Source organism: Bathymodiolus thermophilus thioautotrophic gill symbiont (assembly GCF_003711265.1).
GTDB lineage: Bacteria > Pseudomonadota > Gammaproteobacteria > PS1 > Pseudothioglobaceae > Thiodubiliella.
In genome coordinates this window covers 384,129-398,438 of record NZ_CP024634.1, presented here as the reverse complement: position 1 = coordinate 398,438, position 14,310 = coordinate 384,129, and the positions used below count along the sequence as shown (strand labels likewise).

The window sequence follows — 14,310 nt, the reverse complement described above, 5'->3', positions numbered from 1 at the left end:
TAAAAAAGTTTTGTTAAAATCTTTGCATAAATACGGGTTATTCGTTTTCATACAAAGGCCTCCATTATAAGTAGAAGCAAATTTTTTATTCCATCAATAGACAAACAGTCGTTTTTGCGGATGAAGTGTTATAAAAATAGAGGTTATGAACTTTTCAGCCGCACGATTTTGACCTTTTGTCGCAACTTTACATTATTTTCAGAATAAAATGAACAACACAACACCATAATGACGCAAATATTAACCATAAAACTTATTAAAACCCTTATATAAAAAATAAATACTGAATGATTGGGTTTGTCTATTTGAAAATAGCATTACTTTCTAACAACCAAATAAGCCTTGTAAAATGAAACTCAATATTACCCACAAGAGATTTACAAAATAATGAAAACATTTTATTGGTATGATTATGAAACTTTTGACATTAGCCCAAAAATTGGGCGTATTGCTCAATTTGCAGGCATTCGCACAGATGAAAATCTCAATATTTTGTATGAAAAAATGCTTTACTGCAAACCAACCAATGATTGCCTACCCTCCCCTGAAGCCTGTGCAGTAACGGGTATTAGTCCGCAACTGTGTACAGAAAAAGGGGTAATAGAGCACCAATTTATGCAGCAAATAAACACCGAATTCAGCGTGCCAGATACTTGCACAGTTGGCTATAACTCTATTCGTTTTGACGATGAATTTACCCGCTATTCATTGTATCGTAATTTTATTGACCCGTATGCCTGGCATTGGAAAAATGGCAACACGCGTTGGGACATCTTGGATGTGGTGCGTTTGTGTTATGCACTTAAAAAAGAGGCCAGCCTTAAATGGGTGTACGACGAAAATGGTAAACCTATTTTTAGACTTGACCAACTTTCACTCGCTAATGGCATTGAACACAGCGATGCCCACGATGCATTGGCGGATGTACGCGCTACCATTGCCATTGCTAAGATTATTAAGGACACGCAACCACAACTATTTGCATACGCCTTTAGCCTTAGGCAGAAAAAAACAGTTGAACAAAAAATTAAATTGTTTGAGCCGATGTTACATACCTCAGGCATGTATTCTGCCACACTTTCTTGCACACGGCTTGCAGTTGCACTGGCATATCATCCAGAATACAATGACAGAGTGATTGTCTTTAATCTTGACCAAGACCCTTCTATACTCTTGGAATCAGACAAAGAAACATTGAAAAAACAACTGTTTACCAAGCAATCAGAACTGCCAGAAGGCGTGGAAAGATTGCAAATTAAAGACTTGATATTCAACAAAAGCCCGATGTTTGTGCCAAATATTTACAAACTTGAGCCTAAAATTATTGAGCAATTACAAATTGATATGGACGCCTGCCTACAACGCTTAGAATTTATCAAAAACAATCAAACCGAAATCACCAAAATCGTACAAGATTTATATTACAATGAGCAAAAACGCCCTCCAACCGCTGATGTTGACCAATCCTTATATGACGGCTTTATGGACAATGCCGATAGACGCATTGGCGAGCAAATTCAAACACTTAGTGCAGATCAATTAAAAACATTTCACCCTAGATTTAAAGAGGAAAAACTCTCAACATTATTGATGCACTTCAAGGCAAGAAATTATCCCGATACCTTGACCCAAGACGAGCAAGAAGATTGGTTTGAAATCGTGCAAGGTCGTGTGCAAGCAGGAGAAAATGGCTATTTATCAATTGATGAATATTCTAATTCTATTAATACCATGCGTCAAACCCACCCTGACAAAGAAAAACTATGGCAACAACTAGAAGAATACGCAAAATCGTTTTTCTAAGTATTCACAATGAGACCTTTGTATAAATATGGATGATTAGAAAAATTCAATTTTTGCCCACTTGGTGATTTTCTTAAACCTTGTCCTAGCAGGGCTAAGGCTGGGTTTAAAAAATTACCAAGTGGGTAAAAAGTGGATTCTTGATGATTATTTATATTTATACAAAGGTCTCACAATAAAATCTTTGTGTAAATTCTGTTGCAGTGTCGTTTTACTATTGACCTAAATTTAGGTATAATACCTGTCTCAATTAAGACGAGTAAGAAACAATGAATGCTGAAACACGCAGTGAGATATTTAACAGGTTATTGAAAAAGATACCTAATCCAACAACAGAATTAAATTATTCAACCGCTTTTGAGTTGCTAGTAGCAGTAACTCTGTCGGCTCAAGCGACCGATAAAAGTGTCAACAAAGTGACTGACGAGTTATTCCCTCTTGCCAATACACCTGAAGCAATTTATGAATTAGGCGAAGATACAGTTAGAAACACCATTAAAACAATTGGCCTGTTTAACTCAAAAGCAAAACATATTGTTCAAGCTTGTAAAATTTTAATCGATAAATACGATTCTCAAGTGCCCGAAACACGCAAAGAATTAGAAGCCTTACCCGGTGTAGGACGCAAAACTGCCAATGTGGTTTTAAATACAGCATTCGGACATCCTACCATTGCTGTTGATACACATATTTATCGTGTTGCCAATCGCACAGCAATCGCCAGCGGTAAAACAGTATTAGAAGTAGAAAAAAAATTAGTAAAATTTATTCCCGATGAGTATCGTGTACCCGCACACCACTTGATGATTTTGCACGGTCGCTACACTTGTAAGGCGCGTTCGCCATTATGTTCAGAGTGTATTTTGCTTGATTTGTGTGAATACGAAGAGAAGAACTTATAAGTGCTTTATACGCAAGATAGAACAGAGCAACGAAAATTCCTTGCCCATGCTTGGCAAAAATTCTTAGATAAAAAGGTACTTGACCCTTTAGAAGCGCAACTTACACAAGTGATTGAGATGCACCCTGAATACCATTCTCTGATTAACAATATCCAATCGGATTATTTTCCAGAACAAGGCAAGGTTAATCCGTTTTTACACATAAATTTACATTTATCACTGAGAGAGCAACTATCCATCAACCAGCCAACAGGCATTAAAGACCATTATCAAAAAATATTAAATACGGTTAAAGACCCGCATGAGACTGAACACAAGATGATGGATTGCATTGCCGAGATGATTTTTTCCTCACAAAAAAACAACACGCCAATGAATCATCAAGCCTATATCTGTTGTTTGGAAACGCAAGCACGATAATACTATTTTCAAAAAATAAAATGCATAATTTAGCATCCATACTTGAAATAAAAATAGTGCCAGATTGTTTGGTTTATTTTTTGAAAATGGTATAACTTAATAGTCTTATGGGAGAATTAGCAACACTTCGTGGTTTAGGTAAAAAGACCGAACAACAATTAAACAAAATTGGCATCTACACACGAGCAGATTTACAAAAAACAGGCGCAATTGCCACTTATATTAAACTGGGTGAGCCACATTTATGCTTTTTATATGCATTAACAGGTGCGCTTGAAGATAGAAGTTGGCTAGAGGTTGCCCAGCATGACAAAACTCGACTCATTATTGAATTGGACAATTACAAAAATTACTAAACTCGCCAATGGACAAAATTTTCCAGCAATTGCAAACCATCATGCTGAGATTTTTCGGGATGAAATTGCACTGCAAAGAGATTATCCTTAGCAACTGCACAAGTGAAATCAATGCCATAATCACTTGATCCAACAACCACCGATGCATCGCCCTGCTCAACATAATAACTGTGCACACTATAAAAGCGTGCATTGTTTTCAATATTATGCCACAACGGATGTTCTTGTGTTTGTTTGACCTTATTCCAGCCCATGTGCGGGATTTTCAATTCATTTTTTGGAAAATGCACAACATCACCTGCAAGAATAGACAAGCCCTCAGTACCGCCATTCTCCTGCGAATGATCAAACAACAGTTGCAAACCCAAACAAATACCCAAAAAAGGCTTCTCACAAGCCACTTGTTTAACCACCTCAACCAAATTATGCTCATTCAATGCCTGCATACAAGCGCCAATCGCCCCTTGCCCAGGAAACACAATACGATCAGCCTCACGAATTAACGCTGCATCGTCTGTTAAAAAAATTTGGTCATTGGGCGCAATATGTGCCAGCGCTTTTTGCACACTGCGCACATTGCCCATACCGTAATTAATGATTGCAATGCTTTGCACGATTTTTTACAGCGAACCTTTGGTTGAAGGAATGCCCTTTTGACGCTCATCTTTTGTGATTGCCATACGCAACGCCCTGCCAAATGCCTTAAAAACCGTCTCCGCTTGGTGGTGGGAATTTACCCCTTTAAGATTGTCAATGTGCAAAGTAATCAGTGCATGATTAACAAAACCTTGAAAAAATTCTGATATTAAATCCACATCAAATGAACCAATCAATGCACGAGTAAAATTCACATTAAGCTCCAAACCTGGACGACCTGATAAATCCAATACCACTCGAGACAATGCCTCATCTAGTGGCACATAAGCATGCCCATAACGAGTTAAACCCGCCTTATCTCCCACTGCTTTTGCAAAAGCTTGACCCAAGGTAATGCCAATATCTTCCACACTGTGATGGTCATCAATCTGTGTATCACCTACACATTTAATATTTAAATCCATCAAGCCATGGCGTGCAATTTGATCTAACATATGGTCTAAAAACGGCACGCCCGTATCAATATTCGCTTGGCCTGTGCCATACAAATTTAATTCAACAACAATGTCGGTTTCGTTGGTTTTTCTAGATACTTTAATCATATTCATTTTGCAATCTCAATTATCTCTTTATTATAACAATTAACTGCCATAATCACCCAAATAATACAAATTATATAAGGAATAAATAACCATCCAAAAGTAATAACACTAACAATCACAGTGGCAACCAACAACACTAAAGCACTAGCAACACTGGCATAAAATAAGCCCATTCGAGCTGAAAATACCGTCAAGAGAATGGTAACAATAAGGCTTTTAGTGGGTGATTTTTGCATTGACAAAAATGACCTACAAATATTCTTTAATCAAAATCTCAGCAATTTGAATGGTATTCAACGCTGCACCTTTGCGAATATTGTCAGAAACCACCCACAAATTAAGGCCTTTTTCGCAAGAAATATCTTCACGAATACGGCTTACAAATGTATCATCATGATTAGTCGCCTCAACAAATGGCGTTGCATAGCCACCATCTTCACGCTTATCCATCACTGTTACGCCATTGGCTTTTTCTAAAATCTTGGTGGCTTCGGCGGCGGTAATTTTGGTCTTAGTTTCAATATTAATCGCCTCAGAATGCCCATAAATTACTGGTACACGCACTGCTGTTGGATTAACCAAAATGTTTTCATCTTCAAAAATCTTTTGTGTTTCCCACACCATTTTCATCTCTTCTTTGGTGTAACCGTTGTCTTGAAACACATCAATATGTGGCACTACATTAAAGGCAATTTGCTTTGGATATACCTTGACATCAACCTCAGTATTGCCACTTAATAATTTAGTGGTTTGCTCAATTAATTCACTAATCGCCTCTTTGCCAGAGCCCGATACCGCTTGATAAGTGGCCACATTAATGCGCTCAATTCCTACTGCATCATAAATCGGCTTGAGTGCTACCAACATTTGAATGGTAGAGCAATTTGGATTGGCAATAATATTGCGCTGTGTATAGCCTGCAATCGCATGTGGATTTACCTCTGGCACAACCAATGGAATGTCTTTATCACGACGAAAATGCGCTGTATTGTCAACCACCACACAGCCTGCTTCAGCCGCAATTGGCGCATATTTTTCAGAAATATGTCCACCTGCTGAAAACAAACCTACTTGTGCTTGTGAAAAATCAAACAAAGCCAAATCTTGCACCGTCCAACTCTTGCCCTGACAAAATACCTTTTTGCCTGCTGAATTTGCACTCGCCAAGGGGTATAAATTATCAATCGGAAAATCCCGTTGCTCTAGAATCGACAAAATGGTTTCACCCACCGCCCCTGTTGCTCCCACAACACACACATTAAACTTCTTATTCATAATGTCAAAATTTGAAAATAATAAAATGAATACATTATACCTATTTTCAGGATAACAGAGGTTTTACAATCTCAGTAAAACCTTGACTGTATTTTATTTAAAGGCCATTGCATAAATGTGGATTGGCAAAATTCAATTTTTGCTTAATTGGCGATTTCTTTAAATCTTGTGCAGAAAAGAAACGGTTACAAACTTTTCCCTGCGACTGGATTCACCCCTCCTAGGGGAGGACTTTGTTAAGTGTCGCTGGAAAATGCCAAGTAAGTGAAAAGGTAGATGCCTGATGGTTGTTTATATTTGTATAAAGGTCTTATTTAACAGGCACTTTGTACGGGCCATTAAGTAGTCCTATTTTCTCTGCATTGATTGCAAGATGATTTGCCAATCTTGATGCTTCAGGCGTTCTGTCATCTGTAACTTGAGTTATAGCCGCACTAATTAGATAAACAAGAATACCAACAGGTCCACCAGAGTTATTATTATTGCTAGAGTCCATTTGAGCATGGGCTGTGGCTCTCCAGAGCAGCTCACCTGTTCTTGTATCAACCAATTTGAGTTCTGCCATTACAGTGGCCACAGAAGAGAGGATTAAATATTTTTGTCCAAATTCTTTAATTTCAACATATAACACCGCATCAGCCCCCATATGCTCTCTAATTTTTTCCAGCGATATGCCGTTCATTTCAGCAGGTGTCGGCAAGCCATTTTCTTTTAAAAATTGGTCAACAACTGCAACGGGTAATACATAATAACCTTTTTCAGCCAATGGTTCTGTGAGCGTGGATAGATAAACATAGGGTGCATTCACCTCGATAGAACTGTTTCTTGGTGGTATAACAACGATTGACCTAGGTTTGCTTTTCTTTAATGCCGTATAATCATAAGGCTTTACCTCTTGACAGCCAGTGGCAAAAATAGACAAAAGGGCAATTAACAAACCCGATTTTAATATTTTGTTCATTGTTTTCCTTGGTTTTTCTTAACACGGTTAAGCATGCCGTCAATAAGCACACTTGACTCTGGAAATAACGCCTTTTCCTGTAAAAACATTTCTTCGGCACTCACTATATCTCCTTGTTTAGCGTACATCATACCTAAGTGCGCATAAAATCCAGGGGCAATTTTCTTGCCAGAATCTTTGGCATCTATTAAATCAATTTCAAGTTCAGAAATTTGAGTGGACACATCCATTTCATCAGGCTCTGTGTAAGATTGTCGCACAATACTTTCGTATTTTCCCCAATAATACAAGCGCTTATCACCACAACTGCTTAACAGAAGTGTACTAACTAACAATGCAAATAAAGAAGTTCTAATTGTCACTATTATTTAACCTTCCAAACATTATTCTGCATATCTCTGGTCATATTGTTAACAGCTTCCATGATAGACAAATTAAGCACTTTGCCATTTAAAGTTGCATCGTAGCCCGAAGTACCACCAAAACCAAGCAACTCTTCATGGGCTAAAGTATATTCTCCTGCACCCTGTACAGAATAAACCACTTGCGAAGTCAGCACATCAACAATGTTAAGTGACACCTTTGAATAAGCGGTTTGCTGTTTACCTGAACCTAGGATGCCGCCAAGCAATCTGTGTCCCGTTATTTTTCTACCAAATTCTGTTACACTGCCAGTAATAATATAATGAGCACCTTTGATATTTTGTTTTGTACCCATAAACTCTGCTTCTCGCATATTACCCTTCATGTTTTGACGATCCATTACATTAAAATGGCTGCTTTGTTGCAAATGTGTTTTTAGAATTGTATTTGCTTGGTTGCCTAATTTATCAGAACCGGCAGTAAATAAGCCACGCATATAATCAGAATGATTCTCAAAAGAGCCAATTGCAATATCTGCCCGCTTCCCACTATAAGGCTGTTGATAAGCGTCAACATGAGTTTCCTTGACAACCTTATGCGTTTCTTTTGGTGTACATGCCACTAAACTAGAAAATACTAGAAGTGCAATAACGATACTTTTGTTTTTCATATTATTTTTCCTATTTATATTAATTTTTCAAGCATTATACTTCATTATTAGCGTCAATAAAATAATGGATAGAACTAAATTTTTAAACAAGATGCTGACAGAAAACTTGAACCCTGCATTCAGTGACAAAAAATAAAGACAATGTTATCTTTGAAGGGTAAATGATAGGGATTTGTTCGGAAGTTTCGCGAGTTATGCCACCGCACTATGCAGGTATTTTTATCGTTACTAACAATGATAAATATCCTTTATAAAAAGTAGCCTGATAATTTTTAGAATTTAAAAAAAAACTGGGGATTTCTAATTGGAAATCAGGTGTTTATTGAGGGCAAATTCACTCCGTCTTATTTGCCAACACCTCTTTTGCTTTTGCTAATTTTTTAGCCACTATTTTTGTAGTTGGATGCTCAATCCCTAAGGTTTTTTCCAATGCAACTAACGCTAATTCATAATATCCAATCGCTTTTTTATATTTTCCCAATGATTTCCAAGCGGTGCCTAAATTATTGCGACGAATTGCCACATCAGGATGATCTTCGCCATAGGTCTTTAGATTGCTTTTTAGTGCCAACTCATAATACTCAATTGCTTTTTTATGCTTTCCCAATGATTGCCAAACACCACCTAAATTATTGCGATAAGTTGCCACTTCAGGATGCTTCTCGCCGTAGATCTTTAAGCCACTCTTTAGTGCTAACTCATAATACTTAATCGCTTTTTCATATTCGCCTAATGAATGCCATGCAAGACCTAAATTATTACGATAAATTGCCACATCGGGATGATCTTCGCCATAGGTTTTTAGATTACTTTTTAGTGCTAACTCATAATACTCAATTGCTTTTTTATGCTTTCCCAATGATTGCCAAACACTACCTAAATTATTGCGATAAGTTGCCACATCGGGATGCTTCTCGCCGTAGATCTTTAAGCCACTCTTTAGTGCTAACTCATAATACTTAATCGCTTTTTCATATTCGCCTAATGAATACCATGCAAGACCTAAATTATTGCGACGAATTGCCACTTTAGGATGATCTTCACCATAGACCTTTAAATCATTCTTTAGTGCTAACTCATAATACTTGATAGCTTCTTTATACTTGCCTAATATGTTATAAATAAATCCCAGTTTATTCAGGTAAAGCGTGTTATTTGGTGTTAAGCGATAGGCTTTTTGGTAATGCGCTAAAGCATCTGCATAACGAATCTCATCTTCGGCAATATTTGCTCGTTGAAAGGAGGCTTCTGCGACTGTTTTTATTGTATCAACATTATTTTTTTCTACTTGTGCAAACAAGTCATCTGCTACTTTATTTTTTCCTTGTTTTAGAGCGCCGATTGCTTTATTAAATAGTTGCGGGTTGCTTGATTTAAATTGCTCTAGTTCTGCTATGCGTTCTTTAAGTTCGGTAATATATTTTTCATAACTTGGGTGTAAATTATTTTGCTTTACTTGTATTTTTGCTAACTCCACTTTCAGCAATTGTTTTTCTTTATCGTCTGCTTGTGGTAGCCTCTCTGTTACTTCTTTTTTACGACGATTCCATACTTGCTCATATTGCTCTGGAGAAGCACCATAATAATTATTAATAGTATTTTTTTCTGTAGTTTGTGTGCACTGGGACAAGAGCGTTAGCAGCACAACAATACTTGTAAAAAATTCTAAAAGCAATAAATTTTTACTGGTAACAAGAAGTGCCCGTAATTTTTGAAACATTATACTGAGTTATCAATATCAATAAAATGATGATCAAGGTTGAATTCTTGGGCGAGATGCTGGCAGAGAGCCTGCACGCCATAGCGTTCGGTGGCGTGGTGTCCAGCGGAAATGAAGGTGATGTTATTTTCAAGGGCGATGGCGGGAATTTGTTCGGAGACTTCGCCAGTGAGGAAGCAGTCGGCGTTAATATTGATGGCGTGTTGGATGTAGGTTTGTGCGCCGCCGCTGCACCATGCAATGCGTTTTAGGGTTTTTTCATCGTTGCCGAAGACTAATGGGGTGCGGCTTAGTGCTTGTTTAACGGTGTTGGAAAAATTGGCTAGAGTGGTGTTGATTTCCCCTTGCCAGACTAAAGTGTCGCCAATGGGGGTGGGGTTTTTGATGTCAAAACGAGTGGCAAGTTGGGCGTTGTTGCCGATTGTGGGGTGGGCATCGAGTGGTAAGTGGTAGGCAAATAGATTAATGTTGTTGTCCAATAGGGCTTTGATGCGATTTTTCTTAATACCAGTGAGGGTGGGTGGCTCGTTTTTCCAGAAAAACCCGTGATGAACGAAGAGTGCATCCGCTGCTTCGTCAATGGCTCTGTCAATCAAGGCTTGGTTGGCACTGACGCCTGAGATGATTTTCTTAATGTCAGATTTACCTTGTATTTGTAAGCCGTTTGGGCAGTAATCATCAAATTTATCAACTGTTAAATATTGGTGGCAATAGTCAGCTAAGGTTTTTTGATTAACCATAAAATGCTTCTACAACATCGATAAATTGTTGATTTTGCTCGTTACTGCCTACGGTTACACGCAGGCAATCGGTGAGTTTTGGTGCGCTACTAAGGTTTTTAATTAAAATGCCTTTTTGTTTGAGCGTTATAAACAGTTCGTTGGCATTTGGTGCTTTAAATAAAATGAAGTTTGCTTGTGATGGATAGACTTTCAGCGCATTAATGGCACTAAGTGCGGCTGATAATTTAGTGCGTTCGTTGCGGATGATTTGGGCATTTTTGCTGATTTCATCTTTTTCTTGCAGTAGGAAATTCGCACTTACTTGCGTGAGTGTATTGATGTTGTAAGGCAGTCTTAATTTGTCTAATTGCTCTACCGTATCCTGCGCACCGATGAGCAGGCCTAAACGCAATCCAGCGAAGCCAATTTTTGATACAGTTCTGAGTAAAACTAAATTAGGGTATTTTTTAATATCATCTAAAAAACTGTCGTTGGCATGCGCATAATAGGCTTCGTCTAACACGACTAAAGCGTGGGTTGAAGTGATGATTTTCTCAATGGCAGTTCTGTCAAATGTATTGCCAGTTGGGTTGTTTGGATAAGCGATGAAAATTAGTTTTGGCTTGTGGGTTTCAATTGCCAATAGCATTGCGTTCAAATCAATTTCAAAATCATCGTTCAAATCAACACTTTGATAATTCAAGCGAGTAAATTTTGCAATCATCTCATACATCACAAAACTGGGTTCAACGCTTAAAATAGTATCGTTGGTATCACACGCCAATGCCAATAATTGAATCAGTTCATCTGAGCCATTGCCTAACAACATGCTGCAATCAGCAGGAATATCCATCAGTGCACACAAAGTTTGTTGTAACTCTGTGGCGTTTGGACTGGGATAACGGTTTAATTGTGCATTTGCTAAATAGGCTAAATATTGTTCAATTAATTCATCGGACAAAAGAAAGGGGGACTCCATTGCATCTAGTTTCACCATATTTTCAGATGCAGGCACATGATAAGCGTTGATTGCTTTAATGTCGGGGCGTAGCCAGTTATTGATAAAGTTATTCATTTATTTAAGTGCCGTAATTTTGACATGGTCAATAGAAGGAACAAACACTCCTTTCGAGGTGATTTGCTCAACATTTTTTATTTTGACTTCTGCTTGTTCAAATAAATTCAATGGCATCTTGAGTTCATCTACTTCCTTACTGGTATATTTTTTACTAAAGTTATAATGTTCCAAGCATTTGACTTTTTTGGTAATGTCTTGGGCGGTTTGATAGAGACCGTGTTGTAGGCTTATATTGCCTTTTGACAATCTGGCAACCAATTTTCTTTCAAAATTTTTGTTAAAAAGTGAGGTTATTTTCATTGCTTATAAATAAGTATAATTGAGATAAAATTGCATATATGTAAAATAAAGTTCCATTATAGTGTAAATAGAATTATATTATTAGAGACTTTTTCGTCAAGTGTGGACGATTCGCAAAACCCAATAAGATCTTTAAACAAGGTAGATTACACCCAACTTTCCCTATCGTTGATATTTTTCACAGGCATGCGATTAGGGTGGCACTGCATTTTGCCGATATTCTTAGCATTTAACAAAGTTTGGTAAGTATAATCAAGTGCGTTTTTACAAGCAAGTTCAATGTTAGCACCTGAGGCGATTAAAGCGCTGATTGCACTTGAAAGGGTACAGCCAGAGCCGTGGTAATTGCCTGATAATTTATCATAAGTATAACTTTTTACTAATTTGGCACGGTGATACAAGCGATGTTCAATGCTGGATTCTGATACATCAGTGGTGGTGAGTAGAATCCATTTACAGGCTAGTTTTTCTATGGCTTTTTGTTCGTCTTTTTCACCAGATAGGGTGAATAATTCTGCCATATTTGGGGTGAGAATTTCCACCAAAGGCAATAAGTCTTGTTTTAGCGTGCTTATCACTTGGGTTTGTAACAAAACTTCTTGGGTGCTGGCTTTAACAATTGGGTCAAGCACAATGGTTTTACCCTTTACTAAGTCGGCAATTGCTTTAATTTGCACACTAGAACTTAACAGTCCGATTTTCACAACTTTAAAATTAATATCTGCTTGCAGATGATGAAATTGTTTGACCATCAGCTTAACATCTACTGGCTGAACTTCTGCAACAAATTGAGTATTTTGCACGGTCATTGTCGTTACAATCGGCAAGGGGGTTAATCCAAATTGATTGATAGTTTCAATATCAGCAACAATACCAGCGCCACCACAAGGATCAAGTCCTGATAAAACTAAAACTGCTTCATTCAAGTTTACTTTTTTTCTTTAGTAAGGGGGTTCGCTTTACTTACTTTCTTAGAAAGAGAATCTACTTTGCTTCCTTTTTTGGTAAGAGGAACTACCTTACTTCCTTTCTTGATAGAAGCACCTTTTTTGCTTTCTTCTTTGATGAGGAAATCTACGACTTTTAACATTCTTTCGGGGGTTCCCGCATGTGTGGAATCGGTCCAATATTTACCATTAACTACAATTGCTGGCACGCCCTTAAGGTGATATTTTCTAGTGTTTAACTTGGCTTTATTGGTCTTAATACGCACACCAAAAGAACCGAAGGCTTTTTCTACTTTGGCTTTATCCACGCCAAAACTAGCAACCCAATCAATAAAACTGGCTTTAGATTTAAACTTCTCTTTCTTTGCATGGATGGCTTCAAATAATGGTCCGTGCAATTTGTCCAACAAGTTTAATTCCTCTAGCACAAAGTAAAAGACCGCACCACTTGACCATCTATCAGAGTACATCGCTGGCTGGCGAACAAATTGTGCGTTAGCAGGTAATTTTTTAACCCACGCATTTAGAGTTGGCTCAAGATTATAACAATGTGGGCAATAATACCAAAACAACTCTCGCACCTCAACTTTGTCGCCTGTAACAGTGCTTACAGGTTTATTAAGTGCTATGTAGTCAATGCCTTCGTCATAGTCATCGACTGCAAATACAAAACTAGAGAATGTGATAAATAAAGTAAATAATATTGTTTTCATAAGGTACTCCTTTCGTTCAAGATGTTTTTAAAGTTTTAATGTTATACGATTTTAACTGCTTTACAGTTGCAGATAACTGTTTATAAGTTTTATTTTCAATTGGATGGACACTTTGCGGGCTAAGTTGCGCTAATGGTAACAAAACAAAATTGTATTTTAAAATGTCATTTCTAGGTAGATTGTTGTTCTCATCAATGACTTTGTCATATAATACTAAATCTAGGTCGATTTGACGCGAAGAAAATTTTGGTTGCGATCTGTCTCTACCTTGATTATTCTCAATCGTATGCAGCACACTTAACACATCAGCAATACTTAAATCCGTGTCTGCATTCACGCCCATATTATAAAAATCCATCCCCTTGAATCCAACCGCTGCACTCTCAAAAATATCAGAACACACCACATTGAAAAAATTCATTTTAAGCGCCTCAATCGCCTGAGTAATATTGTACCTACGATTTTGATTTGAACCAATATTAATATGTATCTCGTTCATTTTTTATTCTTGTTTAAGACTGGAATGTGATGCCCTTACCCTTTCAATAATAACGCCCACACCTTGAGCACCTGTTACCGCCTCACCTTTGTTGAGTGTTAATTTAACTTTCTCTACGCCAAATTCCTGAATGATAATTTGTGTAATTTTCTCTGCCAAAGTTTCTACCAATTGAAACTCACTGGTTTTAACAAAATCAATCAGGCGTTTAGAAACAGCCTTGTAATCAAGGGTTTGGTCGATATGGTCGGTCTCACTAGCGGCCTTAATGTCAGCAGACATTTCAATATCCAGTGTAATCTCTTGACGAATTTCTCGCTCCCAATCGTAAATACCAATCACACAATCAATTTTTAACCCTTGAATAAATACAATATCCATA

Annotated in this window: 19 protein-coding genes; 4 read left to right on the top strand and 15 right to left on the bottom strand. The window is 37.5% G+C overall.

What is annotated here, in order from left to right:
* The first annotated feature begins 387 nt into the window (after nt 1-387).
* The 4 genes from sbcB to MS2017_RS01350 all read left to right on the top strand — a co-directional run bounded on the left by sbcB (nt 388) and on the right by MS2017_RS01350 (nt 3,481).
* A complete protein-coding gene (sbcB, locus tag MS2017_RS01365) occupies nt 388-1,803 on the top strand; it encodes an exodeoxyribonuclease I (protein WP_122951013.1) in 1,416 nt (471 codons plus the stop codon).
* Nucleotides 1,804-2,072: 269 nt separating this feature from the next.
* The gene (gene nth / locus MS2017_RS01360; RefSeq protein WP_071563426.1) at nt 2,073-2,705 is read left to right on the top strand and encodes an endonuclease III; all 633 of its coding nucleotides are present in this window, start codon (nt 2,073-2,075) and stop codon (nt 2,703-2,705) included.
* Nucleotides 2,706-3,125 (top strand): DUF1841 family protein, encoded by a 420-nt coding sequence (locus tag MS2017_RS01355; protein WP_071563425.1) that lies wholly within the window; start codon nt 2,706-2,708, stop codon nt 3,123-3,125.
* Between the two features lie 107 nt (nt 3,126-3,232).
* Nucleotides 3,233-3,481 carry a TfoX/Sxy family DNA transformation protein gene (locus MS2017_RS01350; protein WP_071563424.1) on the top strand — a complete coding sequence of 83 codons (249 nt, stop codon included), beginning with the start codon at nt 3,233-3,235 and terminating at the stop codon, nt 3,479-3,481.
* On the opposite strand, the gene hisH is transcribed toward MS2017_RS01350, so the two are convergent.
* The 15 genes from hisH to folB all read right to left on the bottom strand — a co-directional run bounded on the left by hisH (nt 3,478) and on the right by folB (nt 14,309).
* Nucleotides 3,478-4,095, bottom strand: a complete 618-nt coding sequence (gene hisH / locus MS2017_RS01345; protein ID WP_084032259.1) for an imidazole glycerol phosphate synthase subunit HisH — start codon at nt 4,093-4,095, stop codon at nt 3,478-3,480. The genes MS2017_RS01350 and hisH overlap by 4 nt on opposite strands.
* Before the next feature lie 6 nt (nt 4,096-4,101).
* Nucleotides 4,102-4,680, bottom strand: a complete 579-nt coding sequence (gene hisB / locus MS2017_RS01340; RefSeq protein WP_122952206.1) for an imidazoleglycerol-phosphate dehydratase HisB — start codon at nt 4,678-4,680, stop codon at nt 4,102-4,104.
* Between the two features lie 2 nt (nt 4,681-4,682).
* Nucleotides 4,683-4,916 (bottom strand): hypothetical protein, encoded by a 234-nt coding sequence (locus MS2017_RS01335; protein WP_071563422.1) that lies wholly within the window; start codon nt 4,914-4,916, stop codon nt 4,683-4,685.
* 13 nt (nt 4,917-4,929) lie between these two features.
* Nucleotides 4,930-5,955 carry an aspartate-semialdehyde dehydrogenase gene (locus MS2017_RS01330; protein WP_071563421.1) on the bottom strand — a complete coding sequence of 342 codons (1,026 nt, stop codon included), beginning with the start codon at nt 5,953-5,955 and terminating at the stop codon, nt 4,930-4,932.
* Nucleotides 5,956-6,265: 310 nt separating this feature from the next.
* On the bottom strand, nt 6,266-6,916 hold the full coding sequence (locus tag MS2017_RS01325) for a DUF799 domain-containing protein (RefSeq protein ID WP_071563419.1): 651 nt from the start codon (nt 6,914-6,916) through the stop codon (nt 6,266-6,268).
* Complete coding sequence (locus tag MS2017_RS01320) at nt 6,913-7,278, bottom strand: DUF4810 domain-containing protein (protein WP_084032258.1); 366 nt, start codon at nt 7,276-7,278, stop codon at nt 6,913-6,915. Before MS2017_RS01320 ends, MS2017_RS01325 begins: the two co-directional genes overlap by 4 nt.
* A gap of 2 nt (nt 7,279-7,280) precedes the next feature.
* Nucleotides 7,281-7,949: a CsgG/HfaB family protein gene (locus MS2017_RS01315; protein WP_071563418.1), complete on the bottom strand. Its 669-nt coding sequence runs from the start codon at nt 7,947-7,949 to the stop codon at nt 7,281-7,283.
* A 334-nt stretch (nt 7,950-8,283) separates the two neighbouring features.
* Nucleotides 8,284-9,669, bottom strand: a complete 1,386-nt coding sequence (locus MS2017_RS01310; protein ID WP_122951012.1) for a tetratricopeptide repeat protein — start codon at nt 9,667-9,669, stop codon at nt 8,284-8,286.
* Nucleotides 9,669-10,409 carry a Nif3-like dinuclear metal center hexameric protein gene (locus MS2017_RS01305; RefSeq protein WP_122951011.1) on the bottom strand — a complete coding sequence of 247 codons (741 nt, stop codon included), beginning with the start codon at nt 10,407-10,409 and terminating at the stop codon, nt 9,669-9,671. Before MS2017_RS01305 ends, MS2017_RS01310 begins: the two co-directional genes overlap by 1 nt.
* Nucleotides 10,402-11,466: a histidinol-phosphate transaminase gene (gene hisC, locus MS2017_RS01300; RefSeq protein ID WP_122951010.1), complete on the bottom strand. Its 1,065-nt coding sequence runs from the start codon at nt 11,464-11,466 to the stop codon at nt 10,402-10,404. The genes MS2017_RS01305 and hisC overlap by 8 nt, the downstream gene beginning before the upstream one ends.
* Entirely contained in the window at nt 11,467-11,769 is a 303-nt protein-coding gene (locus MS2017_RS01295) for a hypothetical protein (protein WP_122951009.1), read from the bottom strand.
* Nucleotides 11,770-11,915: 146 nt separating this feature from the next.
* Complete coding sequence (gene thiD, locus MS2017_RS01290) at nt 11,916-12,695, bottom strand: bifunctional hydroxymethylpyrimidine kinase/phosphomethylpyrimidine kinase (protein WP_122951008.1); 780 nt, start codon at nt 12,693-12,695, stop codon at nt 11,916-11,918.
* 2 nt (nt 12,696-12,697) lie between these two features.
* The gene (locus tag MS2017_RS01285; protein WP_122951007.1) at nt 12,698-13,429 is read right to left on the bottom strand and encodes a thiol:disulfide interchange protein DsbA/DsbL; all 732 of its coding nucleotides are present in this window, start codon (nt 13,427-13,429) and stop codon (nt 12,698-12,700) included.
* A 16-nt stretch (nt 13,430-13,445) separates the two neighbouring features.
* Nucleotides 13,446-13,928, bottom strand: a complete 483-nt coding sequence (gene folK / locus MS2017_RS01280) for a 2-amino-4-hydroxy-6-hydroxymethyldihydropteridine diphosphokinase (protein WP_122951006.1) — start codon at nt 13,926-13,928, stop codon at nt 13,446-13,448.
* Between the two features lie 3 nt (nt 13,929-13,931).
* Entirely contained in the window at nt 13,932-14,309 is a 378-nt protein-coding gene (gene folB, locus MS2017_RS01275) for a dihydroneopterin aldolase (RefSeq protein ID WP_122951005.1), read from the bottom strand.
* Nucleotide 14,310 lies beyond the last annotated feature (1 nt).